22 protein-coding genes are annotated in these 26,784 nt (G+C 73.8%); 9 read left to right on the top strand and 13 right to left on the bottom strand.

Going from position 1 to position 26,784, the window contains the following annotated elements; translation table 11 throughout:
• The first annotated feature begins 181 nt into the window (after positions 1–181).
• The 3 genes from ABZ719_RS32575 to ABZ719_RS32565 are packed head-to-tail and all read left to right on the top strand — an operon-like array spanning position 182 to position 4,963.
• Positions 182–1,738, top strand: coding sequence for an ABC transporter substrate-binding protein (locus ABZ719_RS32575; protein WP_366728760.1), 1,557 nt, complete (start codon positions 182–184; stop codon positions 1,736–1,738).
• A 4-nt stretch (positions 1,739–1,742) separates the two neighbouring features.
• Complete coding sequence (locus ABZ719_RS32570) at positions 1,743–3,740, top strand: ABC transporter permease subunit (RefSeq protein WP_366728759.1); 1,998 nt, start codon at positions 1,743–1,745, stop codon at positions 3,738–3,740.
• A complete protein-coding gene (locus ABZ719_RS32565) occupies positions 3,737–4,963 on the top strand; it encodes an MFS transporter (RefSeq protein WP_366728758.1) in 1,227 nt (408 codons plus the stop codon). The genes ABZ719_RS32570 and ABZ719_RS32565 overlap by 4 nt, the downstream gene beginning before the upstream one ends.
• 40 nt (positions 4,964–5,003) lie before the next feature.
• On the opposite strand, the gene ABZ719_RS32560 is transcribed toward ABZ719_RS32565, so the two are convergent.
• Both ABZ719_RS32560 and ABZ719_RS32555 read right to left on the bottom strand, forming a co-directional pair.
• On the bottom strand, positions 5,004–6,437 hold the full coding sequence (locus ABZ719_RS32560; protein ID WP_366728757.1) for an MFS transporter: 1,434 nt from the start codon (positions 6,435–6,437) through the stop codon (positions 5,004–5,006).
• Positions 6,434–7,024 (bottom strand): TetR/AcrR family transcriptional regulator, encoded by a 591-nt coding sequence (locus ABZ719_RS32555; protein WP_366728756.1) that lies wholly within the window; start codon positions 7,022–7,024, stop codon positions 6,434–6,436. Before ABZ719_RS32555 ends, ABZ719_RS32560 begins: the two co-directional genes overlap by 4 nt.
• A 203-nt stretch (positions 7,025–7,227) precedes the next feature.
• Between ABZ719_RS32555 and ABZ719_RS32550 the strand changes: the two genes are divergently transcribed.
• On the top strand, positions 7,228–7,695 hold the full coding sequence (locus ABZ719_RS32550) for a PPOX class F420-dependent oxidoreductase (RefSeq protein ID WP_366728755.1): 468 nt from the start codon (positions 7,228–7,230) through the stop codon (positions 7,693–7,695).
• Positions 7,696–7,802: 107 nt separating this feature from the next.
• Here ABZ719_RS32550 and ABZ719_RS32545 read toward each other — a convergent pair whose 3' ends face one another.
• Genes ABZ719_RS32545 through tkt form a run of 7 tightly spaced genes read right to left on the bottom strand, consistent with a single transcriptional unit; the run spans position 7,803 to position 16,824 of the window.
• Positions 7,803–8,396: a histidine phosphatase family protein gene (locus ABZ719_RS32545; RefSeq protein WP_366728754.1), complete on the bottom strand. Its 594-nt coding sequence runs from the start codon at positions 8,394–8,396 to the stop codon at positions 7,803–7,805.
• Positions 8,397–8,402: 6 nt separating this feature from the next.
• Positions 8,403–9,287 (bottom strand): phosphogluconate dehydrogenase (NAD(+)-dependent, decarboxylating), encoded by an 885-nt coding sequence (gene gnd, locus ABZ719_RS32540; RefSeq protein ID WP_366728762.1) that lies wholly within the window; start codon positions 9,285–9,287, stop codon positions 8,403–8,405.
• Between the two features lie 10 nt (positions 9,288–9,297).
• Positions 9,298–10,944, bottom strand: a complete 1,647-nt coding sequence (gene pgi, locus ABZ719_RS32535) for a glucose-6-phosphate isomerase (RefSeq protein WP_366728753.1) — start codon at positions 10,942–10,944, stop codon at positions 9,298–9,300.
• Between the two features lies 1 nt (position 10,945).
• Entirely contained in the window at positions 10,946–11,872 is a 927-nt protein-coding gene (gene opcA, locus ABZ719_RS32530; protein WP_366728752.1) for a glucose-6-phosphate dehydrogenase assembly protein OpcA, read from the bottom strand.
• Complete coding sequence (gene zwf / locus ABZ719_RS32525; RefSeq protein ID WP_366728751.1) at positions 11,869–13,563, bottom strand: glucose-6-phosphate dehydrogenase; 1,695 nt, start codon at positions 13,561–13,563, stop codon at positions 11,869–11,871. Before zwf ends, opcA begins: the two co-directional genes overlap by 4 nt.
• Positions 13,560–14,729 (bottom strand): transaldolase, encoded by a 1,170-nt coding sequence (tal, locus tag ABZ719_RS32520; RefSeq protein WP_366728750.1) that lies wholly within the window; start codon positions 14,727–14,729, stop codon positions 13,560–13,562. The genes zwf and tal overlap by 4 nt, the downstream gene beginning before the upstream one ends.
• Positions 14,730–14,748: 19 nt before the next feature.
• Positions 14,749–16,824 (bottom strand): transketolase, encoded by a 2,076-nt coding sequence (gene tkt, locus ABZ719_RS32515; protein WP_366728749.1) that lies wholly within the window; start codon positions 16,822–16,824, stop codon positions 14,749–14,751.
• A 165-nt stretch (positions 16,825–16,989) separates the two neighbouring features.
• Between tkt and ABZ719_RS32510 the strand changes: the two genes are divergently transcribed.
• A complete protein-coding gene (locus tag ABZ719_RS32510; protein WP_366728748.1) occupies positions 16,990–18,015 on the top strand; it encodes an AraC family transcriptional regulator in 1,026 nt (341 codons plus the stop codon).
• Between the two features lie 118 nt (positions 18,016–18,133).
• On the opposite strand, the gene ABZ719_RS32505 is transcribed toward ABZ719_RS32510, so the two are convergent.
• Both ABZ719_RS32505 and ABZ719_RS32500 read right to left on the bottom strand, forming a co-directional pair.
• Entirely contained in the window at positions 18,134–19,567 is a 1,434-nt protein-coding gene (locus ABZ719_RS32505) for a glycoside hydrolase family 16 protein (RefSeq protein WP_366728747.1), read from the bottom strand.
• Between the two features lie 485 nt (positions 19,568–20,052).
• Positions 20,053–20,895 (bottom strand): hypothetical protein, encoded by an 843-nt coding sequence (locus ABZ719_RS32500; RefSeq protein WP_366728746.1) that lies wholly within the window; start codon positions 20,893–20,895, stop codon positions 20,053–20,055.
• Positions 20,896–21,137: 242 nt separating this feature from the next.
• Here ABZ719_RS32500 and ABZ719_RS32495 point away from each other — a divergent pair, with 242 nt between their 5' ends.
• The 3 genes from ABZ719_RS32495 to ABZ719_RS32485 all read left to right on the top strand — a co-directional run bounded on the left by ABZ719_RS32495 (position 21,138) and on the right by ABZ719_RS32485 (position 24,357).
• On the top strand, positions 21,138–22,475 hold the full coding sequence (locus ABZ719_RS32495) for a 6-phospho-beta-glucosidase (RefSeq protein WP_366728745.1): 1,338 nt from the start codon (positions 21,138–21,140) through the stop codon (positions 22,473–22,475).
• A 345-nt stretch (positions 22,476–22,820) separates the two neighbouring features.
• Entirely contained in the window at positions 22,821–23,687 is an 867-nt protein-coding gene (locus tag ABZ719_RS32490) for a metallophosphoesterase (protein ID WP_366728761.1), read from the top strand.
• Positions 23,677–24,357 (top strand): 4'-phosphopantetheinyl transferase superfamily protein, encoded by a 681-nt coding sequence (locus tag ABZ719_RS32485; protein ID WP_366728744.1) that lies wholly within the window; start codon positions 23,677–23,679, stop codon positions 24,355–24,357. Before ABZ719_RS32490 ends, ABZ719_RS32485 begins: the two co-directional genes overlap by 11 nt.
• 356 nt (positions 24,358–24,713) lie before the next feature.
• Here the strand turns inward: ABZ719_RS32485 and ABZ719_RS32480 are convergent, their stop codons facing one another.
• Both ABZ719_RS32480 and ABZ719_RS32475 read right to left on the bottom strand, forming a co-directional pair.
• Entirely contained in the window at positions 24,714–24,944 is a 231-nt protein-coding gene (locus ABZ719_RS32480) for a hypothetical protein (RefSeq protein WP_366728743.1), read from the bottom strand.
• Positions 24,945–25,213: 269 nt separating this feature from the next.
• The gene (locus ABZ719_RS32475; RefSeq protein WP_366728742.1) at positions 25,214–25,870 is read right to left on the bottom strand and encodes a helix-turn-helix transcriptional regulator; all 657 of its coding nucleotides are present in this window, start codon (positions 25,868–25,870) and stop codon (positions 25,214–25,216) included.
• A 225-nt stretch (positions 25,871–26,095) separates the two neighbouring features.
• Here ABZ719_RS32475 and ABZ719_RS32470 point away from each other — a divergent pair, with 225 nt between their 5' ends.
• Positions 26,096–26,767, top strand: a complete 672-nt coding sequence (locus tag ABZ719_RS32470) for a hypothetical protein (RefSeq protein WP_037863265.1) — start codon at positions 26,096–26,098, stop codon at positions 26,765–26,767.
• The last annotated feature ends 17 nt before the right edge of the window (positions 26,768–26,784 follow it).

The raw sequence follows: 26,784 nt of genomic DNA, 5'->3' as shown, positions 1-26,784 counted from the left end.
CCCTGGTAGCTCCGCTACAAGGACCTTCCGGCGCCTTGCGATCGCACGCACCGGACGCCGCGAGCTGATCGGACTCCCCTTTTGTTCGCAGCTCTAAGGACGGCACCCTCGGGAGCTTATGGAAATCATTTTCATGTAGTCTGCCGGCTCAGCCCTCAGCACGAGATCCAGAACGAGGACCATGCCGCACCGTCGCCCGCCCCGCTCCCAGCGCCCCGCCCGCCGCGCGCACCGGGCCTTCCCCCGCCCCCGGCTGCTCGCCGCCCTGCTGCTCACCCCGCTCCTGTCCGCCTGCTTCGCCTCCGGGAACGGCGGCGCGAGCGGTGGTTCCGGCGGCGCCGGGAGCGGTACGCGCCTGCGCGTCGCACTCGCCTTCCCGCCCGCCGAGAACCTCTCGCCCTACGGCGCGGACGCCACGATCCTCAGCCGGCTCGGCGTCACCGAGGGCCTGACCGCACTCGACGCCAACGGGGCGGCCGCCCCCGCGCTCGCCCGGTCCTGGCGGCGCGAGAACGACCGCACCTGGCTGTTCACCCTGCGCGAGGCCGCCTTCCAGGACGGCACCGAGGTCACCCCGTCCGCCGTCGCCGCCGCCCTCACCCACGCCACCCGGGCCAGGCCCGCGCCCGCCGCCCTGGCCGGCGTCACCCTCACCGCCCGGCCCGAGGGCAGCCACCAAGTCCGCGTCACCACCGGCGCCGCCGACCCCGTACTCCCGCTGCGGCTGTCCAGCCCGAGCCTGGCCGTGCTGTCCGCCAAGGCGTACGGCGGCAAGGACGGGCGGGTGGACCCGGCCGGCACCGGCACCGGGCCGTTCGAACTCACCGAGGTCCACGGCAGCACCTCCGCCACGCTCGACCGGTTCGACGACTACTGGGGAGGCCGCGCCCAGGCCTCCGGGGTCGACGCACGCTTCGTCGCCGACGGCACCGCACGCGCCAACGCGCTGCGCACCGGCCAGGTCGACGTCGCCGAGGCGGTCCCGGTCGCCCAGGCCGCCACCCTCGACGCGGCGACCCGCCGGGAGACCGCCACCACCCGCACCACGGCCCTGCTGCTCAACAGCGGCTCGGGACCGTTCAAGGATCCGGCGCTGCGCGCCGCCGCCCGCGCCGCCGTGGACACCTCCGCCCTCGCCCGCGGGGTGTACGAGGGCCATGCCGACGCCGGTGCCGGGATCTACGGACCCGCCGTCACCTGGGCCGAGGGCAAGCGCCTGCGCCCGGCGGGCAGGGCGCGGGCCGCGACGCCCGGCGGCGCCGAGATCACCCTCGCCACCTACGACAACCGGCCCGAACTCCCCGAGGCCGCCCAGGTGATCGAGCAGCAACTGGAGAAGGCCGGCTTCCGGGTCGAGCTGGTCGTACGGGAGTACTCGCGGCTGGAGACCGACGCGCTGGCGGGCAGGTTCGACGGCGTCGTGCTCGCCCGCAACACCCTCGTCGACACGGGAGACCCCGTCGCGGTGCTCGCGAGCGACTACACCTGCGACGGCGGATACAACCTGGCACGGCTGTGCGACCGCGGCGTCGACCGGGCCGTGGCGAAGGCCGAGGGGACCGCCGACAGCGCAGGACGCCAGGACGCCGCCATGGCGGCCGAGGCGGCGATCCTCGGCACCGACGCCGTGGTCCCGCTGGTCCACCAGCGTGTCATCACCGGCGTCGCCACCTCGGTGAAGGGCGTGCTCCTCGACCCGTACGAGCGGGTGCTCGTCGGCGCCGGAACCCGCCGCTGAGACCATGACGACCACCCGGAACAGCGCCGCCGGCACCGCCGGCACCACCGGCAGCGGACGGCTCAGGACCACAGGGAACAGCACCGGCGGCAACGGCCCCGCCGGCCACGGCGTCGCCGGAAACACCGCCGACGACAAAGGCGCCGACGGAATCGGCGCCGACCGGACCGGTCGCGGCGGGGACGGCCGTCCGGGCCGGCTCCGGGGCGTCCTGGGGGCCGTCGTCTGGCGGGCCGGGATCGCCGCCGCACTGCTCGGCGGCATCGGCCTGCTGCCCTGGCTGACGCGCACCGACCCGGCACTCACCGTCCTCAAGGCCCGCTCGGCGGACCGCGACCCCACCCCCGAGGTGCTCGCCGACATCCGCGACCGGCTCGGTCTGGACGACGGCCCGCTGCGGCTCCTCGCCCACTGGCTCGGCGGGCTGGTGCGCGCGGACGCCGGGCGGTCGTGGCTGTCGGGGGAGGCGGTCACCCCCGCCGTGCTGCGGGCCCTGAGCGCGTCGCTGCTGCTGATGGCGGTGGCGCTGGCCGTCGCCGTCGCCACCGCCGCGCTCGTGTGCGCCCCCACCCTGCGCCGGGGCGCCCGCGGGCGCGCGCCCCGCGGGCCCGGCGGGGGCTCGGCATCCGCGATGCTCGCCGCGCTGCCCGAGTTCCTCACCGCCTCCGTGCTCGCCACCGTCGTCGGGGTGCAGCTCGGCTGGCTGCCCGCGCTCGGCTGGTACGGAGCCCGCTGGACCGTGCTGCCCGCGCTCGCCCTCGGCCTGCCCGCAGGAGCCGTGCTCGGACGGCTCCTGGACGACCTGCTGCCGGGCGCGTTCGCCGAACCCTGGGCGAAGGCCGCCGCCGCGCGCGGTCTGCCGGGCCGCCGCGTCGCCCGCCACGCCCTGCACCGCTGCCTGCCCGGACTGCTGCCCAACCTCGGGCTGTTCGCCGTCGGACTGACCGGCGGAGCCGTCGCCGTCGAGCAGGTCTTCGACATCCCCGGACTGGGCCGCACCACCCTCCAGGCCGCCCTCGCCCAGGACCTGCCCGTGCTCCAGGCAGGCGCCCTCGTCCTCGTCCTCCTCGCGGCCGCCGCCTCCCCGGCCGCCCGCCTCGCGGCCCGCCTGCTCACCGGCCCCGCCGTACGCGACGGCGCCCTGCCCACCCTGCACCCGCCCCGGCCGCGCGCCCGCCGCGCCCTCCCGCTCCTGCACGGCGGCCTGCTGCTCGCCGTCGTCCTGCCCGGCCTGCCGCGCGACCCGCTCGCCCTGAACACCACCGAACGGCTGCGGGCCCCCTCGCTCCGGCACCCGTTCGGCACCGACGCGCTCGGCCGCGACCTGCTCGCCCGCGTCGGCCACGGAGCCCTGGACACGGTGCTGCTCGCCCTCGCGATCAGCGCGGCCTGCCTGCTCGCAGGCGTCCTGCTCGGACTGCTGCCCCGGCTGTCCGGGCCGCTCGTCGACACCGCCAACGCGGTCCCGCCCGTCCTCGCGGCCCTCCTCACCACCGCCGTCTGGGGCAGCGGCCCCGCCACCCCCGCGCTCGCCGTGGCCGCCGTCGCCTGGGCACCGCTCGCCGCCCACACCTCCGCCCTGCTGCGGCAGGAACGCGCCGCCCTCCACCTCGCCGCCACCCGCGCCCTGGGCGCCGGCCGTCTCCACCTGCTGCACCGCCACCTGCTGCCCGCCGTCCTCCCGGCCGTCACCCGACACGCGCTGCTCCGGCTGCCCGGGGTCGCCCTCGCCCTGGCCTCCCTCGGCTTCCTCGGTCTCGGCGCCCAGCCCCCGTCCGCCGAGTGGGGCCTGCTGCTCGCCGAGAACCAGCCGTACGCCGAACGCGCCCCCTGGGCGGTGCTCGCCCCCGCCGCCGTACTCGCCCTGCTGGGCGCCCTCGCGGTGACCGCGGCCGGAGGACTGCGAGGCACCCCGCGCCCGCGCCCCCGGCGGTCAGCCGCCCCGCCACCGTCCGCCGCAGTGGAGTCGGACGCCGCGCGCGGAAGGGCGGGAGCGCGATGACCGCACCGCTCACCGCTCTGCGCCCCGCCCCCGGACACACCCCGCTGTCACCCCTGCTCCGGCTGCTGATCTGGACCCAGCTCGCCTTCAACATCGGCTTCTTCGCCGTCCTGCCCTTTCTCGCCGAACACCTCGGACAGGCCATCGGCATGGCGGGCTGGCTGGTCGGTCTGGTGCTGGGCCTGCGGACCTTCAGCCAGCAGGGCCTGTTCGTCGTCGGCGGGGCGCTCACCGACCGCTTCGGCGTCCGGCCGGTCGTCCTGGCCGGCTGCGCGCTGCGCGTCGCCGGGTTCTGCTGGCTCGCCCATGCCGAACGCACCTGGTCGGTCATCACGGCCGTGCTGCTCATCGGGTTCGCCGCCGCGCTGTTCTCACCGGCCGTCGAATCGGAGGTGGCCCGGCAGGCCGTCGCCCGGGAGGAGGCGGGCGGCGGCGACCGCACCCGGGTCCTGGCGCTGTTCGCGGTGTCCGGGCAGACCGGGGCGTTCGCCGGACCGCTGCTCGGCGCGCTGCTGCTGGCGGTGGACTTCCGCACCGCCTGCCTGGCCGGCGCCGCGGTCTTCGTGCTCGTCCTCGCCGGGCACGCCCGGCTGCTGCCGCAGCACATCCCCGGGCGCCCCCGTACCCGGGCACGCGGCGGCGTGCGGACGCTGCTGCGCAACCGCCGCTTCCTCGCCCTGTGCTGCGCCCACGGCGCCTGTCTGCTCGCCTACAACCAGCTCTACCTCGCCCTGCCCGCCGAGGTGGAGCGCGCCGCCGGTTCGCAGGCGCCGCTGGCCTGGCTGTTCGCCCTGTCTTCGCTGCTCGCGGTGACCGTGCAACTGCCCCTCACCCGGTGGACCGTTCAGCGGCTGACCCCGCGCCGCGCCATGGCGTACGGGCTGGTGGTGACCGGCGCCGGGTTCGCGGTGGTGGCGGCGGCCCGGCCGGCCGGGTGGAGCGGTACGGCCGGACTGCTGCCCTCGGCCGGGTTCGTCGTCCTGCTCAGCCTGGGGCAGATGGTCGTCGCTCCGGTCGCCCGGGCCTGGGTGCCCGAGCTCGCCGAAGAAGGACGGCTCGGCCTGTACACCGGCGCGTTGTCCTCGGTCTCCGGACTGATCGTGCTGCTCGGCAGCGCGGCGAGCGGCAGCCTCCTGGACTCCGGCCTGCCGCCGGCCGTGCCCTGGCTGGTGCTGGCCGCCGTACCGGTGGCGGCGGCCGGGATCCTGCCCCGGCGCACGTGAACCACCCCGCTCCCTCGCCGCACTGCGAGAACGACGTGGCCTACCTGCGCACCAAGCGGGAGCGGCTCGGCCACCGCCGGCCCCGCCTGGACGTGGTGGCCCGCGCCTCGTGACCCGACGCCGGCCCGGCGCGCGGCCCGGTGTGTTCCGGCAGCGCGCGGGCCGCGAGCGCACCGGCGGCGGCCACACAGGCGAGAGCGGCCAGCGGCAGTCCCGCGCCGCCGCCGAGCCCGCGCAGCGCGGTAGCCGCCGCCACGCCCAGGGCGGGCCCGACGTTCATCGCGGTCTGCTGCAACCCGCCCGCGACGCCCGCGAAGGCCACGGCCGCCTCGCGCACGACGACCTGCGTCGCCGTGACCATCACCGTGCCGAACCCGGCCCCGAGCAGCGCGAAGCCCCCGCACAGCGCGACGGCGCCCGTGGCCCCGGCGAGCACCAGCACGCCCACCGCCAGCACGGCCATCGCGGTCGCGGTCGTCCGCCGGGCCCCGGCGCGGCGCACCAGCAGCGGGGCGACGGGGGCCGCGAGCACCATCAGCGCGGCCAGCGGCAGGCTGCGCAGAGCGCTCTGGAACGGGTCGAGGTCCAGGGTGTCCTGGAGGACGTAGGTGGCGACGAACAGCGTCCCGGACAGCGCCGCCGACGCGGCCACCAGGACGGCGACCGCGGCACCGACGGCGGCGGAGCCGATGACGTCCGGCGGCAGCAGCGGATCGGTGGCGCGGCGCTCGTGCCGGACGAGGAGCACTCCGGCGACGAGTCCCACGACGGCGACGACGGGCCCGGCCGGTCCCGCCCCGCCGGGCTCCGGCAGCGCGACCAGGGTGTGCACGGCGCAGCCGAGGGCGACGGCGAGCAGCAGCGCGCCGGGCAGGTCGAGCCCCGCACCCGGCAACCGGCGGCGGACCGTGGGGGAGGGCTCGGGGCGGGGGAGGGCGAGCGCGAGCAGGCCGAAGAGGAGGGCCGGGGCGACGTTCAGGAAGAACACCGCCCGCCAGCCCGGCCCGGCCACCAGCGCACCGCCCAGCAGCGGCCCGGCCGCCGCCGCCACCCCGATCGCACCGGTGCGCACGGCCAGCGGCGTCCCGAGCCGGTCGGCGGGGAACCGCGCCCGCAGCAGCCCCAGCGTGGCCGGTTGCAGCAGCGCCCCGCACACACCCTGGGCGGCCCGCAGGGCGATCACCCAGCCGATGCCGGGCGCGAGTCCGATGCCCGCCGACGTGGCCGCGAAGCCGAGCATCCCCACGGTGAACAGCCGCCGGTGCCCGTACCGGTCCCCGAGCCGCCCGGCGAACACCAGCAGGCTCGCCACCGCCACGAGGTACCCGGTGCTGGTCCACTGGACCTGGGCGTACGACGCGTCCAGGTCCCGGCGCAGCGTGGGCTGCGCGACGGTGAGGACCGTGCCGTCCAGGGCGACGATCACCGCTCCGGCCACGCTGCTCACCAGCGTCACCAGTTGCGCGCGGGTCATCCGCGGGGCTCCGTGCCGAGGTGCGCGTCGAGCGTCGTGCGCAGCACGCGCTCGACGTCGTCGGCGCCGGTGGCGAGCTGGAGGCTGCCCCAGCCCCACAGCTGGGCCGTGCCGTGCAGGCCGGCCCACAGCGAACCGGCGACCGCCCGGGCGTCGGCACCGGGGAGGGCCCGGCCGACCAGGTCCACCAGGTCCGCGAACAGCGGCAGGCTCGTCTCCCGCAGACCCAGGTGCCCGCTCTCCAGCAGGTCGTGACGGAACATCAGCTCGTACATGCCGCGCTCGCCGAGGGCGAAGTCCAGATAGACCCGGGCCAGTGCGGTGAGCTGGGCGCGCGGGGGCGCCGTGCCGTCCCCGGTCGCCGCGCGGGCCCGGCCGGCCAGGTCCTCGAAGCCGCGGCGGGCGATGGCGGACAACAGGTGCAGATGGGTGGGGAAGTGGCGGCGCGGCGCGCCGTGCGAGACGCCCGCCCGGCGGGCGATCTCCCGCAGGGTGAGCGTCTGCGCCCCCTGGGAGGCCACCAGTTCCACCCCGACGTCGACCAGCCGCTCGCGCAGGCCGCCCGGGTTCTTCTCGGCTTGATCCATGGACAGTGTCTATCAGGACGCGTAGACACTGTCTACGCGCTGCCGATTGCACGGCTGATTCCACGACTGATTCCACGCCTGATCGCACGGTCGACCGCACGGCCGGTCGCACCCGCGGACGGCGGCCACGGGGCAGGGCGGGGGAGGGCACGGGAGGGGAAGGAAGGGGATGGACGGCCCGGCAGCGGGATATCGATACAGCCATGACTCAGGACCCCCAGGACACGAAGTCCGCGCCGGACCCCGCTCTGCTCGCCCTGCTCACCGAAGGGCACGGCGGCGTGCTGGTCACCCTCAAGCGCGACGGCCGGCCGCAGCTGTCGAACGTCAGCCACGCCTACGATCCGCACGAGCGGGTCCTGCGCGTCTCGGTCACCGACGACCGCGCCAAGACCCGCAACGCGCGCCGGGACCCGCGCGTCTCCTACCACGTCACCAGTGCCGACCGGCGCGCGTACACGGTCGTCGAGGGCACCGCCGAACTGACGCCGGTCGCCGCGGACCCGCACGACGAGACCGTCGGGGAACTGGTCCGCCTCTACCGCGACGTCCTGGGGGAGCACCCCGACTGGGACGACTTCCGCGCCGCGATGGTCCGCGACCGGCGCCTGGTGCTGCGCCTTCGGGTCGAGCGGGCGTACGGGATCCCGCGGGCGCCCGGCGCGGACTGACCCGCGCGCCCCGGCGCCCGGCCTGCCTCCGCGGGATGCCTCCCGGGCGCACGGAGAAGGGCCCCGGTGCGCGACCGGGGCCCTTCGTACCGATGTGTCAGGCCGGACTACGGCCTGGTGTTCCATTCCGCGATCACCGGACGGTCGTGCTCCGTGGAGAGCCGGCTGACCGTGCCCGTCGCGAGCTGGAACAGGCGTCCCTCGGCGGGCGGCAGGCCCAGCCTGCGGGCCGTCAGCACCCGCAGGAAGTGGGCGTGCGCGACCAGGACCACGTCACCGCCGTCGCGGGCGAGGTCCGGGGCGACCCGGTCGAGCACCCGGTCGGCGCGGCGGCCGACGTCCTCGGGGGACTCGCCCGGCGCGCCGTCGGCACCCGGCGGCACCCCGTCGGTCCACAGGTCCCAGCAGGGCCGGGTGCGGTGTATCTCGGCGGTGGTCACGCCCTCGTAGCCGCCGTAGTCCCACTCGTGCAGGTCGGCGTCCACCTCGGCGCCGGTCAGACCCGCGAGTTCGGCGGTGCGCACGGCCCGGCCCAGCGGGCTGGTGAGCACGCGTGCGTGGGTCCGTCCGGTGAGGAGCGGAGCGAGCAGCTTGGCCTGTTCCTCGCCGTGGTGGGTGAGGGGCAGGTCGGTACGGCTGGTGTGCTGTCCCGACAGGCTCCACTCCGTCTCACCGTGGCGGACCAGGAGAAGGTCCCCCACGACGGATCAGTCCTTCTTCGCCGACTCGACGGCGTGGCCGCCGAACTGGTTGCGCAGCGCGGCGATCATCTTCATCTGCGGCGAGTCCTCCTGGCGGGAGGCGAACCGCGCGAAGAGGGACGCCGTGATCGCGGGCAGCGGCACGGCGTTGTCGATGGCCGCCTCGACGGTCCACCGGCCCTCGCCGGAGTCCTCCGCGAAGCCGCGCAGCTTCTCCAGGTGCTCGTCGTCGTCGAGGGCGTTGACCGCGAGGTCCAGCAGCCAGGACCGGATGACGGTCCCCTCCTGCCAGGAGCGGAAGACCTCGCGGACGTTGTCCACGGAGTCGACCTTCTCGAGCAGCTCCCAGCCCTCGGCGTAGGCCTGCATCATCGCGTACTCGATGCCGTTGTGGACCATCTTCGCGAAGTGGCCCGCGCCGACCCTGCCCGCGTGGACGTATCCGTAGGGACCGTCGGGCTTGAGCGCGTCGAAGATCGGCTTCAGGCGGTCGACGTGCTCCTTGTCGCCGCCGACCATGAGCGCGTAGCCGTTCTTGAGGCCCCACACACCGCCGGAGACGCCCGCGTCGACGAAGCCGATGCCCCGCGCGTGCAGCTGCTTGGCGTGCTTCTCGTCGTCCGTCCAGCGGGAGTTGCCGCCGTCGACGACCACGTCACCCGGCTTCAGCAGGGTCGCCAGCTGGTCGATGACGTGCTGCGTGGCACCGCCGGCCGGGACCATCACCCAGACCACCCGAGGCTGGGCGAGCTGGTCGACGAGGTCGACCATGCTGGAGACGTCGGAGACCTCGGGGTTGCGGTCGTACCCGATGACCGTGTGGCCGGCGTTGCGGAGGCGTTCCCGCATGTTGCCGCCCATCTTGCCGAGGCCGATGAGGCCCATCTGCATCGATGCCATGTCAGCTCACTTCCTTGAGTTCGCGGTAGGCGGCCACGAGGGCGGCGGTGGACGGGTCCAGACCGGGCACCTCGGCGCCCTCGGTCAGGGCGGGCTCGACGCGCTTGGCCAGCACCTTGCCGAGTTCGACACCCCACTGGTCGAAGGAGTCGATGTTCCACACGGCACCCTGGACGAACACCTTGTGCTCGTAGAGGGCGATCAGCTGGCCGAGGACCGACGGGGTCAGCTCGGCGGCCAGGAGGGTCGTGGTCGGGTGGTTGCCGTGGAAGGTGCGGTGCGCGACCTGCTCCTCGGGCACACCCTCGGCGCGCACCTCGTCGGCGGTCTTGCCGAAGGCCAGCGCCTGGCCCTGGGCGAACAGGTTGGCCATGAGCAGGTCGTGCTGGGCCTTGAGTTCGCCGCTCAGCTCGGCCACCGGGTTGGCGAAGCCGATCAGGTCGGCCGGGATGAGCTTGGTGCCCTGGTGGATCAGCTGGTAGTAGGCGTGCTGTCCGTTGGTGCCGGGAGTGCCCCAGACCACCGGGCCGGTCTGCCACTCGACCGGTTCGCCGTCGCGCTGGACCGACTTGCCGTTGGACTCCATGTCGAGCTGCTGGAGGTAGGCGGTGAACTTCGACAGGTAGTGCGAGTACGGCAGGACCGCGTGCGTCTGCGCGTCGAAGAAGTTGCCGTACCAGATGCCGAGCAGGCCCAGGATGAGCGGGGCGTTGGCCTCGGCGGGCGCGTTGCGGAAGTGGTCGTCGACGATGCGGAAGCCGTCCAGCATCTCGCGGAAGCGGTCCGGGCCGATCGCGATCATCAGGGACAGGCCGATCGCGGAGTCGTACGAGTACCGGCCGCCGACCCAGTCCCAGAACTCGAACATGTTGTCGACGTCGATGCCGAAGGCGGTGACCTTCTCCGCGTTCGTCGACAACGCCACGAAGTGCTTGGCGACCGCCTTGTCCTCGCCGCCGAGGCCCCTGAGCAGCCAGTCGCGCGCCGAGGTCGCGTTGGTGATCGTCTCGATCGTCGTGAACGTCTTGGACGCCACGATGAACAGCGTCTCGGCCGGGTCCAGGTCGCGCGTCGCCTCGTGCAGGTCGGCGCCGTCGACGTTGGAGACGAACCGCACCGTCAGGCCGCGGTCGGTGTAGGACCGCAGCACCTCGTACGCCATCGCCGGGCCGAGGTCGGAGCCGCCGATGCCGATGTTGACGATGTTGCGGATGCGCTTGCCGGTGTGGCCGGTCCACTCACCGGAGCGGACCCGCTCGGCAAAGGCGGCCATCTTGTCGAGGACCGCGTGCACCTTCGGCACCACGTTCTCGCCGTCGACCTCGATCACCGCGTCCCGCGGGGCGCGCAGCGCGGTGTGCAGCACGGCCCGGTTCTCGGTGATGTTGATCTTCTCGCCGCGGAACATGGCGTCGCGCAGCCCGAACACGTCCGTGGCCTCGGCCAGTTCGCGCAGCAGCCGCAGGGTCTCGTCGGTGACCAGGTGCTTGGAGTAGTCGATGCGCAGATCACCGACGCGCACGGTGTAGCGCTCCGCGCGGGAGGGGTCCTTCGCGAACAGCTCCCGCAGGTGCGGCTGCCACTGGGCGCGGTGGTCCTCCAGGGCGGTCCACTCGGGACGCCGGGTCAGCTTGGGGGTGTCGGACATGTCAGACGGTCTCCTTGATCCCGTCGCCCCGCAGGGCCACGGCGTACATCTCGTCGGCGTCGAGGCGGCGCAGCTCCTCGGCGATGAGTTCGGAGGTGGGACGGACCTTGAGGGCGAGGGTGCGCGAGGGCTGGCCGGGCAGGCTCAGCGTGGCCAGCGGTCCCTCGGGGCGGTCGATGACGATCTCGCCGTCGGCGGTGCCCAGGCGCACGGCCGTCACGAACGGGCCGGCGCTGCCGACCCGGTCCACGCTCACGCCGAGGCGGGCCTCCAGCCAGCGGGCCAGCAGCTCGGCGCTCGGGTTCTCCGCCTCGGCCTCCACGGCCGCCGAGGTCACCCGCACCCGGGCCTGGTCCAGCGCCGCGGCGAGCATCGAACGCCACAGCGTGAGCCGGGTCCAGGCGAGGTCGGTGTCGCCGGGGGCGTAGTGGCGCGCCCGGGTCTCGAGGACCTCCAGCGGCTTCTCGAAGGCGTACAGATCGGTGATCCGGCGCTGGGCCAGCGCGCCCAGCGGGTCCGCGGAGGGGTTGTCGGGCGCCTCCACCGGCCACCACACCACCACCGGCGCGTCCGGCAGCAGCAGCGGCAGGACCACCGAGTCGGCGTGGTCGGAGACGTCGCCGTAGGTGCGCAGCACCACCGTCTCGCCGGTGCCGGCCTCCGAGCCGACCCGGACCTCGGCGTCCAGCCGCGAGTGGGTGCGGTCGCGCAGGGTGCGCGCGTGCCGCTTGATCACGACCAGGGTGCGCGAGGGGTGCTCGCGCGAGGCGTCCTCGGCCGCCTTGATCGAGTCGTAGGCGTTCTCCTCGTCCGCGACGATCACCATCGTCAGGACCATGCCCACGGCGGGTGTGCCGATGGCGCGGCGGCCCTGCACCAGCGCCTTGTTGATCTTGCTTGCCGTGGTGTCGGTCAGGTCGATCTTCATGGCCTGCGCCAGCTCCGTCCGTCTCGTGCGAGCATCTCGTCGGCTTCCCGCGGACCCCAGGTGCCCGACGGGTACTGGGCCGGCCTGCCGTGCTCGTCCCAGTAGCCCTCGATCGGGTCGAGGATCTTCCAGGACTCTTCCACTTCCTGGTGACGGGGGAACAGGTTCGCGTCACCGAGCAGCACGTCCAGGATGAGGCGTTCGTACGCCTCCGGGCTGGACTCCGTGAAGGACTCGCCGTAGGCGAAGTCCATCGTCACGTCCCGGATCTCCATGGAGGTGCCCGGCACCTTCGAGCCGAACCGGACCGTCATGCCCTCGTCGGGCTGGACGCGGATCACGATGGCGTTCTCGCCCAGCTCCTCGGTGGCCGTGGAGTCGAACGGGGAGTGCGGCGCCCGCTTGAAGACCACCGCGATCTCGGTGACCCGGCGGCCCAGCCGCTTGCCGGTGCGCAGGTAGAACGGCACCCCGGCCCAGCGGCGGTTGTCGATCCCCAGCTTGACCGCCGCGTAGGTGTCGGTCTTCGACTGCGGGTCGATGCCCTCCTCCTGGAGGTAGCCGGGCACCTTCGCGCCGCCCTGCCAGCCCTGCGCGTACTGGGCGCGCACGGTGTGGGCGCCCAGGTCCTCGGGCAGCCGCACCGACTTGAGCACCTTCAGCTTCTCGGTGAGCAGCGCCTCCGCGTCGAACGCGATGGGCTCCTCCATCGCGGTGAGCGCCATCAGCTGGAGCAGGTGGTTCTGGATGACGTCACGGGCGGCGCCGATGCCGTCGTAGTACCCGGCCCGGCCGCCGATGCCGATGTCCTCGGCCATGGTGATCTGCACGTGGTCGACGTACGACCGGTTCCAGATCGGCTCGTACATCTGGTTGGCGAAGCGCAGCGCCAGGATGTTCTGGACGGTCTCCTTGCCCAGGTAGTGGTCGATGCGGAAGACCTGCTCCGGGTCGAAGACCTCGTGCACGATCCGGTTCAGCTCGCGGGCGCTGGCCAGGTCGTGGCCGAACGGCTTCTCGATGACCGCGCGCCGCCAGGACCCCTCCGGGCCCTCCGCCAGACCGTGCTTCTTCAGCTGCTGCACGACCTTGGGGAAGAACTTCGGCGGTACCGAGAGGTAGAAGGCGAAGTTGCCGCCGGTGCCCCGGGAGGCGTCCAGCTCCTCCACCGCCCCGCGCAGCTGCTTGAACGCGGTGTCGTCGTCGAAGTCACCGGGGATGAACCGCATGCCCTCGGCGAGCTGCTGCCAGACCTCCTCGCGGAAGGGGGTGCGCGCGTGCTCCTTGACCGCGTCGTGCACGACCTGCGCGAAGTCCTGGTTCTCCCAGTCCCGGCGGGCGAAGCCGACCAGCGAGAAGCCCGGCGGCAGCAGGCCGCGGTTGGCCAGGTCGTAGACGGCCGGCATCAGCTTCTTGCGGGACAGGTCGCCGGTGACGCCGAAGATGACGAGCCCGGAGGGGCCCGCGATCCTGGGCAGCCGGCGGTCCCGCGCGTCGCGCAGCGGGTTCACCCAGTCGGCGGCCGGGACGACCGGGACGCGCACGGCGGCGGACGCCGCCTTCGCCCCGGGGGTCCCCGGCGCGGTGGCCGCGGGGGCCGGTGCGGTGGACTGCATGGCCTTGGGGCTCGGCTCCTCGGCCCCGGCGTCCGGCGTCGGGCTCGCCGCCGGCTCGGCGGGCTTCTTGCTCATTCCGCGTCAGCTCCCTTGCTGTTCAAGGACTTCGTGACCGCGTCCAGCAGGTCCTGCCAGGCCGTCTCGAACTTGGCGACACCCTCGTCCTCGAGCTGCTGGACGACCTCGTCGTAGGAGATCCCCAGCCGCCCGACCGCCGCGAGGTCCGCACGGGCCTGCTCGTAACCGCCGGTCACCGTGTCCCCGGTGATCTCGCCGTGGTCGGCGGTGGCGTTCAGCGTGGCCTCCGGCATGGTGTTCACCGTGCCGGGGGCGACCAGCTCGTCCACGTACAGGGTGTCCTTGTACGCCGGATCCTTCACCCCGGTCGACGCCCACAGGGGACGCTGCGCGTTCGCGCCCGCCTCCGCGAGCGCGGCGAAGCGCTCGCCCGGCCGGGTCGCCCCGTCCGCGGAACCGAACACCTGCTCGTACGCCTCGTAGGCCAGCCGGGCGTTCGCCAGCGCCGCCCTGCCCTTGAGCGCCAGCGCCTCGTCGGTGCCCAGCAGGGTCAGCCGCTTGTCGATCTCGGAGTCCACCCGGGAGACGAAGAAGGAGGCGACGGAGTGGATCGGCGACAGGTCCAGGCCCGCGGCACGCGCCTTCTCCAGACCGGCGAGGTAGGCGTCCATGACCTCGCGGTAGCGCTCCAGGGAGAAGATCAGCGTCACATTGACACTGATACCCGCTCCGACGACCTCCGTGATGGCCGGCAGACCCGCACGGGTGGCGGGAATCTTGATCATCACATTGGGGCGGTTTACCAGCCAGGCCAGCTGGCGGGCCTCGGCGACGGTCGCCGCCGTGTCGTGGGCCAGGCGCGGGTCGACCTCGATGGAGACCCGGCCGTCCCGGCCGCCGGTGGTGTCGTAGACCCCGCGCAGCACGTCGGCGGCGGCCCGCACGTCGGCGGTGGTCATCATGCGCACGGCCTCGTCGACCGTGACGCCGCGCACCGCCAGGTCGGCGAGCTGCTCCTCGTAGCCCTCGCCGGAGCCGATGGCGGCCTGGAAGATCGACGGGTTCGTGGTGACGCCCACCACGTGCTTGTCCTCCAGCAGCCCGGCCAGGTTGCCGGAGTCGATCCGGCGCCGCGACAGGTCGTCCAGCCAGATCGACACGCCCTGCTCGGACAGGCGCCCCAGCGCTCCGGCGGTCGCGGTTGCTTCGCTCACAGTGATCATCTTCCTTGTTGCGTGCGGATCATGCGCGCGCGGCGGCCAGCGAGGCGCGGGCCGCTGCGGCGACGTTCTCGGGGGTGAAGCCGTACTCGGCGAACAGGGTCGCGGCATCGGCGGAGGCACCGAAGTGTTCGAGGGAGACGATGCGCCCTGCGTCACCTGTGAAGCGGTACCACGTCAGATTGATGCCGGCCTCCACGGCGACCCGCGCCCGTACCGACGGCGGCAGCACCCGCTCGCGGTACTCGCGCGGCTGCTCCTCGAACCACTCCACGGACGGCATCGACACCACGCGGGTGGCGGTCCCCTCGGCCTCCAGCGTCTCGCGGGCGGCCACGGCGAGCTGCACCTCGGAGCCGGTGGCGATCAGGATCACCTCCGGGGTGCCGGTGGAGGCCTCCTTCAGGACGTAGCCGCCCTTGGCCGCGTCCGGGTTCGGCGCGTACGTCGGCACACCCTGGCGGGTGAGCACCAGGCCGTGCGGGGCCGGGCGGGTGGCGTGCCGCTCCAGGATCTCGGTCCAGGCGATGGCGGTCTCGTTGGCGTCGGCGGGGCGGACCACGTTCAGGCCGGGGATGGCGCGCAGCGAGGCGAGGTGCTCGACCGGCTGGTGGGTGGGGCCGTCCTCGCCCAGGCCGATGGAGTCGTGCGTCCACACGTACGTCACCGGCAGCTGCATCAGCGCCGACAGGCGCACCGCGTTGCGCATGTAGTCGGAGAACACCAGGAAGGTGCCGCCGTAGATGCGGGTGTTGCCGTGCAGGGCGATGCCGTTCATCTCCGCGGCCATGGAGAACTCGCGGATGCCGAAGTGGACGGTGCGGCCGTAGGGGCTCGCCTCCGGCAGCGGGTTGCCCGCGGGCAGGAACGACGACGTCTTGTCGATCGTGGTGTTGTTCGAGCCGGCCAGGTCGGCGGAGCCGCCCCACAGCTCGGGCAGCACGTCGCCGAGGGCCTGGAGCACCTTGCCGGAGGCCGCGCGGGTGGCGAGGGACTTGCCCTCCTCGAACACGGGCAGCGCGTCCTGCCAGTTCTCGGGCAGCTTGCCGGCCACGATCCGGTCGAGCAGCGCGGCCCGCTCCGGCTGGGCGCCGCGCCACTTGTCGAGCTGCTTGTCCCAGGCGGCGTGCGCCTCGGCGCCCCGGTCAAGGGCCCGCCGGGTGTGCGCGAGGACGGCCTCCTCCACCTGGAAGGACTGCTCCGGGTCGAAGCCGAGGACGCGCTTGGTGGCGGCGATCTCGTCGGCGCCGAGCGCCGAGCCGTGCGAGGCCTCGGTGTTCTGCGCGTTCGGGGCGGGCCAGGCGATGATCGTGCGCATCGCCACGATCGAGGGCCGGGACGTCTCGGCCCTGGCGGCCGACAGCGCCGCGTACAGGGCGTGGACGTCGATGTCGCCGTTCTCGTCCGGCTCGACGCGCTGGGTGTGCCAGCCGTAGGCCTCGTAGCGCTTCAGCACGTCCTCGGAGAAGGCGGTGGCGGTGTCGCCCTCGATGGAGATGTGGTTGTCGTCGTAGAGGAAGACCAGGTTGCCGAGCTTCTGGTGCCCGGCCAGCGAGGAGGCCTCCGCGGAGACGCCCTCCTCCAGGTCGCCGTCGGAGACGATGGCCCAGACGGTGTGGTCGAAGGGCGAGGTGCCCTCGGGCGCGTCCGGGTCGAACAGGCCGCGCTCGTAGCGGGCGGCCATCGCCATGCCGACCGCCATCGCGGCGCCCTGCCCGAGCGGGCCGGTGGTGGTCTCCACACCGGCCGTGTGGCCGTACTCAGGGTGACCGGGCGTCTTCGAACCGTAGGTGCGGAACGCCTTCAGGTCGTCCAGACCCAGCTCGTACCCCGCGAGGAAGAGCTGGGTGTACAGCGTCAGCGAGGTGTGGCCGGGGGAGAGGACGAAACGGTCACGGCCGGTCCACTCCGGGTCGGACGGGTCGTGCCGCATCAGCTTCTGAAAGATCGTGTAGGCGGCCGGGGCCAGCGCCATCGCGGTGCCGGGGTGCCCGTTGCCGACCTTCTGCACGGCATCGGCCGCCAGCAGGCGGGCGGTGTCGACGGCACGCCGGTCGAGGTCGGTCCACTCGAAGGGGACGGTGGTCTGCTCGTTCATCTTCAAGAAGTCCTCGGAAGAAGCTGGATTGCTGCCGGACGTGTTCGAACTTAAAAGTCAGACTTTTTTGCCGGAAGGTCTCTGTGTGTCAGCCTGTGGTGAAAGTGGGACACGGTTGGATCACTCGGCCCGCCCGAGGGGCGGTCAAGGCGGTACGAGAAGGACATGGCGGACGTAATCACCCATGAGGGCGCCGAGGGCACCCAGGGCGCGGGGGGCGCGGGAAGAAGTGCCGGGAGCGGCGGGGACACCGGTGCGGGCGCGGGCGGAGACGCAGGCACTGGCACAGGCGCAGGCACTGGCACCGGGGGAGGCGGTGCGGGGGCGGACGAGGGGATCCGGACCTTCCCCTTCCCGGTCGACCTCAGCCTCGGCGGCGTCGGACTGCAGATCGGCCCCATGGGCGCCGGGCACACCTGGCACTCCGAGGCTCCTCTCCACCGTGTCCACCGCATCGACTTCCACGTCGTCATGCTCTTCGACGACGGCCCCGTCCGGCACATGGTCGACTTCGCCGAGTACCAGGCGGCCGCCGGTGACGTGCTGTGGATCCGCCCCGGACAGGCCCATCGCTTCTCCCGCACGGACGAGTACCGCGGAACCGTCCTCACCATGCAGCCCGGCTTCCTGCCCCGTGCCACCGTCGAGGCCACCGGCCTGTACCGCTACGACCTGCCGCCGCTGCTGCACCCGGACGCGGCCCGACGCGAGGCGCTGAAGGCGGCGCTCGCCCAACTGCGCCGCGAGTACGAGGACACCACCACCCTGCCGCTGAGCCTGCACACCGCGGTGCTGCGGCACTCGCTGACCGCGTTCCTGCTCCGCCTGGCCCATCTCGCGGCCAGTTCGGCGGAGGCCGCGCGGCAGCAGGCCGACACCACCTTCACCCTGTTCCGCGACGCGGTCGAGCAGGGCTTCACCACCAACCACAGCGTCAGCGCCTACGCCGACGCCCTCGGCTACTCCCGCCGCACCCTCGTGCGCGCCGTGCGGGCCGCCACCGGGGAGACCCCCAAGGGCTTCATCGACAAGCGGGTGATCCTGGAGGCCAAGCGCCTCCTCGCGCACACCGGGCTCCCCATCGGCCGCGTCGGCGCCGCGGTGGGCTTCCCGGACGCGGCCAACTTCTCGAAGTTCTTCCATCTGCACACGGGCCAGACTCCCGTGGCCTTCCGGGCCGAACTGCGCTGACCCGGGCGACGGAACCCGTGCCGGAAGCCGATCCGGGCGACGGAGCCCGTGCCGGAACGGGCCGGGGCCCCGCACGGCTGTGCGGGGCCCCGGCGAAAGCCGCGGTGCGCGACGGCGCTCAGTGGCCGAAGTCGAACCAGTTGACGTTCACGAAGTCGGCCGGCTGGCCACTGGTGAAGGTGAGGTAGACGTCGTGCGTGCCGGTCACCGCGCCGATGTTCGCCGGCACCGTCCGCCACGACTGCCAGCCCCCGGTGTTCGCCACCGCGAAACTCCCCACCGGCGCGCTGCTCCGGCTGTCCAGGCGTACCTCGACCAGACCGCTGACGCCGCCCGCGGCCCCGCTCGCGACCCGCGCGTAGAACTGCCTGGCCGCGTTCGAACCGAAGTTGACGCCCTTGTAGAGGGCCCAGTCGCCGTTGGCGATCGACCCGATGTCCTGGCCGCCGCCGGAGTCGGTGGTCGCCTCGGTGTTCACCCCGCTCTGGCCGTCGTACGACTCGGCCTGTACGGGGCTGTAGGCGTCGCGGTTGCCGGTGGGCGGGGGAGTGGTGCCGCCGTCCCCGCCGCCCGAGGAGCGCAGCACCTGCACGTAGTCCACCACCATGGAGTGGCCGGGCTCGGTACCGCTGTCCGGACCGCCGCCGAACGCGCCGGGGAAGCCGCCGCCCATGGCCACGTTCAGGATGACGAAGAAGCCGTGGTTCGTGGCGTTCGCCCAGGTCGTCGCGTCGACCTGATCGGCCCTCACGGTGTGGAAGGTGACGTTGTCGACGGAGAAGCGGATCTGCTCGGGGCTGGTGGAGCGGTCCCACTCCATCGCGTACGTGTGGAAGCCGGACTGGCAGGTGGCGCCGGGGCAGGCGGTGGAACCGCCGATGCCGGTCGTCTCGTTGCAGGGGCCGCCCGGGCTGGTGCCGCAGTGCATCGTCGCCCAGTCGGTGTTGAGTCCCTGCACGTTCTCCATGATGTCCAGCTCGCCGACGCCGGGCCAGTTCCAGTAGTTGCCGCGGAAGGGCGAGCCCAGCATCCAGAAGGCCGGCCAGTAGCCCTTGGCGGCCGCGCCGGTGACGTTCGGCAGCTGGATGCGGGACTGCACGCGCAGCTTGCCGCCGGCCGGGGGCTGGAAGTCGGTGCGGGTGGTCTCGATCCGGCCCGAGGTCCAGTGGCCGGAGGCGTCCCGGCGCGGGGTGATGAGCAGGTTGCCGCTGCCGTCGAGCGCGACGTTGCTGGTGGACGAGGTCATCGACTCGACCTCGCCGGTGCCCCAGTTGGCCGCACCGCCCGGGTACGACGTCCCGGTGTCGTACTGCCAGTCGGCGGTGTCGACACCGGAGCCGGCGGCGCCGTTGAAGTCGTCGAGGAAGACCTGCGTCCAGCCGGAGGGGGGAGCGGGCGCCGAGGCGTCCGCGGGGAGGGTCGCCGCGGTGGCGAGCGCCGCTGCCAGGCCGAGCGTGCCGAGGACCGCGACGAGGGCGCGGCGCGCGGAGCGCCGCCGTCCGCGGGGGGTGCCGACGGGGGCGCCGGCGACGGTGCCGGAAGGATCGCTCATGGGAGCCTCACGGGTGGGGAGTCGGTGGGAACGGACGTTCTGAGAGCGCTCTCAAGCGGTGGGTGCGCCGCCAATGTGCTCTCGGCCACCCCGGTCGTCAAGAGTTGAAGCAAAGAAAGTCGCGCGGAGGCAGGGGAGTTCAGCCGATGAAGGGGGAGAAGGGGGAGGAGCGGGGAGAATCCGGGTCGTCCGGGGGCGAGGGGCCGGTGGGGCTGGGGAAGGTGGCGGCCGGGCGTCGGGCGTCGGGTGAGGGCCGGGGGAGTACGTCCGTGCCCGGCGCGAGTGAGGGCGCCTGCGCTGAAGGACACGCCTGCTGCGGGTTCCCTCGCGCCACCGGGCCCGGTCTCGGACGCGCCCTCGTGCGGGTTCGTTCGCGCTCGCCCTGCGCCTGGACACCCCTGCCCGGACGCGACCGCGCCCGCGCCCGGAGACGCGGACGGCGGCGGGTCCTGTGCCGCCGCCGTCCGGTGGGTCCGCCGGTCCGTCTATCCGAGGCGGTACGTGTACACCGTCGTCGCCACCTTGCACACGCTCGGCGGGACGACCTCCGTACGCAGGGTGCCGCGGGAGGCGTCGTAGTCGATGCCCTCCGCCTCGAACGTGCCGGAGCAGACGCTGCGCTGGGGCAGCGCGAAGAGGCTGGAGACGTGCCCGGTCACCGGCCCGCCGTCCAGTCTGTGCTCCAGGTCCACCTGGAGCAGCGGCCGGTCCTCGGGGAACAGCGTCCTCGAACCGTCGTCCGACGCGCACAGCAGCCGGGTGTCGTCGACGAAGTCGCAGCCCTGGATGTCCCGTACGGGCTTGTCGAGGCTGATCTGCGGGGCCTGCGGCAGCGTGCCGCCGGTGCGCGGGGTGGAGGGGTTGAGCAGCGGGGCGGGGAACACCTGGAGCCGGTTCTGGTCGCCCCACTCGCCCGACACCAGCCACTGTCCGTCGGGTGAGACGGCGGCGAAGGAGTTGTTCACCTTCTCGCCCGCGTCGAGGGGGTGGACGTACTCGTAGCGCTTGCCGTCCGGGGTGGTCACGGCGAACATCTTGGACGTCGCCGAGTCCGCGCCCTGGTAGGCGTCGAAGACGTCGCCCTGCGCTATGTCCGGGTCGCCGACGTGGTTCCAGCCCTTGACGCGCAGGTCCAGCGGTACCGAGGCGAGGCCCCGGTACACCAGCGAGCCGTCCGCGCGGCTCGCGAGTCCCTGACTGCCGCTCAGCGAGTCGACGTGCGAGGTGCCGGTCTCCTGCCAGGCCGGTCCGGCCGCCGCCGCGGAGGTCGCCGCACCGAGCGTGACGGCCGCTGAGAGGACGGCCAGGGCGAACAGTTGACGTCTCATCAGGTTCCTGCCCGATACCTAGGGGGTGGGGATTCGAATGGAATCACGTATCTGGCACGGGGTCAGCGGTTTCCGGCCCGCGCACGGCGGGAGACCGGCGCGCGGGGGCTGGGGGGCGGCCGGGCCGGGGCGGCCGGGGTTCGCGGGCGGCCGGCGGGCGCCGAGTAGGGTGCGTGAGGTGCGGGCACCGGCCGGGTGGTGGACACGGCGGCCGGGCAGGGCCGTGGCGGAGAGGTGCGAGGGTGAGGCTGACGATTCTGGGCGGCGGCGGGTTCCGGGTGCCGCTCGTGTACGGGGCGCTGCTCGCGGACCGGGCCGAGGGCCGGGTCACCGAGGTCGTGCTGCACGATCTCGACGCCGGACGGCTGTCCGCGATCACCCGGGTGCTGGCCGAGCAGGCCGCCGCGGTGCCCGACGCCCCCCGGGTGCGGGCCACCACCGACCTGGACGAGGCGCTGCGCGGCGCGGACTTCGTGTTCTCGGCGATCCGGGTGGGCGGTCTGCGAGGGCGGGCGAACGACGAACGGGTGGCGCTCGCGCAGGGCGTGCTCGGCCAGGAGACCGTCGGCGCGGGCGGGATCGCCTACGGGCTGCGCACCGTGCCCGTCGCCGTCGACATCGCCCGGCGGGTGGGCCGCCTGGCACCCGACGCCTGGGTCATCAACTTCACCAACCCGGCCGGACTCGTCACCGAGGCCATGTCCCGCCACCTCGGCGACCGGGTCATCGGCATCTGCGACTCACCGGTCGGCCTCGGCCGCCGTATCGCCCGGGTGCTCGGCGCGGACCCGCGTGAGGCGTGGATCGACTACGTCGGGCTCAACCACCTCGGCTGGGTGCGCGGTCTGCGGGTCGCGGGCCGGGACGAACTCCCGCGCCTGCTCGCCGATCCCGGCCTGCTCGGCTCCTTCGAGGAGGGCCGGCTCTTCGGCGCCGAATGGCTGCGGTCGCTGGGCGCGATCCCCAACGAGTACCTGCACTACTACTACTTCGGCCGCGAGGCCGTGCACGCCTACCAGCGCGCGGAGCGGACGCGCGGGGCCTTCCTGCACGAGCAGCAGGCCCGGTTCTACGAGGAGCTGCGCGCCCCGGACGCCCCTGCGCTGGACGCCTGGAACCGGACCCGCGCCGAGCGCGAGGCCACCTACATGGCGGAGAACAGGGAGGCCGCCGGGGCGGGCGAGCGGGAGGCCGACGACCTCTCCGGCGGCTACGAGAAGGTCGCCCTCGCCCTGATGCGGGCCGTCGCCCGCGACGAACGCACCACCCTCATCCTCAACGTCCGCAACCGCGGCACGCTGGCGGCGCTGGACTCCGAGGCGGTGATCGAGGTGCCCTGCCTGGTCGACGCCAACGGCGCGCACCCGGTGGCGGCCGAGCCGCTGCCCGGCCATGCCACCGGACTGGTGTGCGCGGTCAAGGCGGTCGAGCGCGAGGTGCTCGCCGCGGCCGACTCCGGCTCGCGCGCGACGGCGGTGAAGGCCTTCGCCCTGCACCCGCTGGTCGACTCCGTGACCGTGGCCCGCACCCTGGTCGAGGAGTACGTCCGCGTCCACCCGGGCCTGGCCTACCTGGCGTAGCCGGGCGCGGACCACGCGCCGGGGCGGTCGGCCGCTCCCCCGTCCGGCGACCGACCGCCCCGCCCCCCGTCCCCCGTGGTTCCCCCGCGGTTCCCCCGTGTTCCCCGCGTCCCCCACCCTTGAGAGTCGCTGACGCGAGGCCTGATACACCCACGGAGAAAAAAAATCCGGGGGAAAACTCCGGAGGAGGAATGTGGGGGTCACCGGGGCCGCGAAGGTGACGGTCCGTCGTGCGCGTACGCCGGATCCGGCCACGGCGGTGGCCGGATACCGGACCCCTCCTTGTCCGTAGGCGGCCGGGTGTGCTGTGGTGGTGCGCGTCGAGTGGCTGACGGGGGGCACGAGGTGACGGCGACGAGCGGTGGTTCCGGGCGGCTGCTCGCCGTCAGCGACCTGCACATCGGCTACCGCGAGAACCGGGCCCTGGTCGAACGGACCGTGCCGGGCTCGGAGGACGACTGGCTGATCGTCGCGGGAGACGTCGCGGAGACCGTCACCGACATCCGCTGGGCCCTGAAGACGCTCGCGAGCCGCTTCCGCAAGGTGATCTGGGCGCCCGGCAACCACGAACTGTGGACCCACCCGCGCGACGTCGTCACCCTGCGCGGGACCGCCCGCTACGAGCACCTGGTCGGCCTGTGCCGCGAACTGGACGTGACGACACCCGAGGACCCCTACCCCCTCTGGTCCGGACCCGGCGGCCCGGTGGCCGTGGCACCGCTGTTCCTCCTGTACGACTACTCGTTCCTGCCGAAGGGCTGCGCCACCAAGGAGGAGGGCCTCGCCTACGCGCACGGCACCGGCATCGTCTGCAACGACGAGTACCTGCTGCACCCCGACCCCTACCCGAGCCGGGAGGCCTGGTGCCGGGCGCGGGTCGCCGAGACCGAGCGGCGGCTCGGCGCGCTGCCCGAGGACCTGCCCACCGTGCTCGTCAACCACTACCCGCTGGACCGCCATCCGATGGACGTGCTCCGGTACCCCGAGTTCGCCATGTGGTGCGGCACCCGGCTGACCGCCGACTGGCACCGCAGGTTCCGTGCGACCGCCATGGTCTACGGGCACCTCCACATACCGCGGACCACCTGGCACGAGGGCGTCCGTTTCGAGGAGGTGTCGGTGGGATACCCCCGCGAGTGGCGCCAGCGCCCCGGACCCCCGGGCCGGCTGCGCCGCGTACTGCCGATGGAGGACACGACCGGTGATCGATGAGCTGCTGCCGGGCGCGGTGGTGGCGGTGGAGACGTACGGCGCCGAGGAAGCCGGCCGCGCCGCGCTCTACCCCGAGGAGCAGGCGGTCGTGGTGCGCGCGGTCGCCAAGCGGCGCCGCGAGTTCGCCGCCGTGCGGGAGTGCGCGCGCCGCGCCATGGAGAAGCTCGGCGTCCCGCGGCAGCCCGTCCTGCCCGGTGAGCGGGGCGCCCCGCGCTGGCCGGCGGGACTGGTCGGCAGCATGACCCACTGCGACGGCTACTACGCCGCCGCGCTGGCCCGGGCCACCGACGTGGCCTCCCTGGGCATCGACGCCGAGCCGCACGCGGCGCTCCCGGAAGAGGTCCTGCCCGCCGTCACGCTGCCCGACGAGAGGCGCCGGCTGGATCTGCTGGGCGGCCGGCGGCCCGACATCCACTGGCCCCGGCTGCTGTTCAGCGCCAAGGAGTCCGTGTACAAGGCGTGGTTCCCGCTGACCGGCGCGTGGCTGGACTTCCAGGAGGCCGACGTGGACCTCCGCACGGACGGCGGCACCCCGCACACCGGCTCTTTCCAGGCCCGGCTCCTGGTCCCGGGCCCGCTGCTGGGCGAGCACCGCCTCACCCGTTTCGACGGCCGCTGGACCGTACGGGCGGGCCTGCTGGCGACGGCGGTGACGGTACCGGCCCTCTGAAACCCCGGCGGAGCCCCGGACCGGGGCGCGCCGACCGGCACGAAGGCACCCGGGTGGCGTGCGCGCGGCCCGGCTTGTGCCCAGCCCGGCTTGCGTACGGCCTGCGCCCGGTCCCGCTTGCGCCCGGTCTGGTCCCCTACGCGGCTTGCGCGCCGCCCTGCCCGGCCTGCGCACCGCCCTGCCGGGGTCGCGCCCCGGCCCGGCTTGCGCACCGCGCCTGGCCCGCGTCCTGCCCGCCCCCGGCGGCCCGCGCCCCGCGAGCGCCCGCGCCCCGCGAGCGCCCGCGCCCGGGCGCCCGCGCCGTCCGGGAGCGGGGCGCCCTCCGAGCGGGACCGGCCAGGGCCCCTCGCGGCCGGTCACGGCACCGGTGGGCACCACTCGTGCAGCAGCCGGAAGAACTCCTCCTCGTTGCCCGCGAGACCGGCGCGGGACAGGGCCTGTTCCGCCTCGGCGAGGACCGCGGGCGGGACAAGAGGCGGCCGTCCGGCGGCCGGTGGCCCGTCGAAGGCGGCGCGCACGGTGTGCAGCAGCCGCAGGTACGCCTGGACGGCGGTGCGTTCGTGATCGGTCAGGACGGCGGTCGGCATGGGACGCTCTCCCCGGTTTCGGCGGCACACGGTCACGCACGCCCCCGGTCGCCCGGGCGGCGCGGTACGCCTGCGTACAACGGCGGCGCTCCTCCAGCTTGCCGTCCCCCACTGACAATGCCCCCGTGCCGAGCGCCGGTTCGCCCACTCAGCGCAGCGAGACCCCTGCTCGCACGGCCGTCGCGGGCGCCCGCCGCAAGGGCGCCGCCCCATCGCCAGGGCGCCGCGGCCGTGGCTGCGCATGACCCGCACCGAGGCGGTGCGCGGGATCACTCCTCGGGCCGTTTGACGCTCTCCAGGAGCATGTCCAGCCACTCGGCGACCTTGTCCCGGTGCTGGTCCGTGGGCAGTTGGGCGGCGCGCCAGGCGATGCCGCGGACACCGTGGTTCTGCAGCAGCCGCTCCAGCGCGTCGCCGCCGGCGGCCGCCGCCTCCCGTTCGCGGTCGGCGAGGCGTTGCAGCAACTCCTGCTCGGTGCGCTGCAGGGCGCTCGCGAGCGCTTCGGGGTCCTCCGCGGTGAGGAACCCCGCGTGGACGCGGAAGAACCGCTGGAGGGCGTCGCAGTGCTCCATGGTGGGGCGCCGGTCGCCGTTGATGAGGGCGCCCGCCTGCTGGCGGGACATGCCCGCGCCGTCCGCGATCTCCTGCTGCGTGTAGCGCCGGCCGTTCGGTTTGAGCCGGGTGCGGCGCAGCAGGTCGAGCCGTTGCAGGAACCGCGCCTGCACGTCCGGTTCACCCGCGTTGCGCCCGCTCAGCAGAGCCTTGACCACGTCCGGGGGCACGCCGCAGGCCGTGGAGAGGCGGTCGATGGCGAAGACCTCCGCCTGGGGTACGCCGAGCCGGTCGGCGAGCGCGGTGACACGCGTGACCACCGCCGGCAGTACGACCGACGCCGTGGTGCCCGGATCCTCGATGCCGTCCGTCACCGACAGATCTCCTACGTCTCTCACAGGCTTCTCACGGGGCGGGGTGCCGTGAACTTCCCGGAGAGTAGCCCGTCGCCCGAACCCGCATCCAGGTCTCGCCACAACTGTGGCCAATTCCAGCCGTCAACCGTCATGAAATGCCACGATAGTTGACATGGCATGCCGCTGAGCAGCAGGATCAAGGCGCCGCGTGAAGGCCGCAGAGGCAAGAGGGGTGACCTCCCGATGGCATTTCAGGCAGGAGGGCAGCGGCCGGCGCCGCGGTCCGTTCCCGTCCGTCCCGAGGCGCAGGCCTACCTGCAGGACTACGCCGCGCTCCTGGAGGCCGTCTCCTTCCCGTCCTTCGTCGTCGACCACCGCTGGGACGTGATCCTCACCAACAGCGCCTACACCTCGCTCTTCCGGGGCGTCGGCCCGCACCCGTCGGCCATGCCGGGCGACAACTTCCTGCGTTTCGTCCTCTTCCACCCGGACGCCGGCACGGTCCTCGGCGACCACGAGGCCCGCTGGTGCCTGCCGATGCTGGCGCAGTTCGCGGCCGCCGTGGAGCGCCGCGGCCCCGACCACGGACTGCAGGCCATCCGCCGGGACATCGCCCAGGACCCCATCATGGAGGCCGCCTACCGGCACGGCCTGCCGCACTGGATCCGCGCGGCCGGCCCCGCGGCCACCCGCTCCGACGGCGCCGTCCGCCCGCTGCTGCACCCCGACCCCCGCTGGGGCACCACCGACTGCCGGGTGGTCGAGGAGACCCCCGAGACCCTGCGGGACCTCGGGTACACCCGGCTCACCCTGGTGCTGCGCGACGCGCGCCGTACCGCTCCGGCCGCGCGCGGACCGCGCCGTGCCCGCCGTCCGTCCGGTCACCTCAGCGTGGTCCCGGACTCCGAGGCCTGACCCGGCACCGTCGGCGT

The organism is Streptomyces sp. NPDC006743 (assembly GCF_040703815.1).
Lineage (GTDB): Bacteria > Actinomycetota > Actinomycetes > Streptomycetales > Streptomycetaceae > Streptomyces.
Note: the sequence above shows the minus strand (reverse complement) of the source record. Positions and strands in the feature narration are given on the sequence as shown.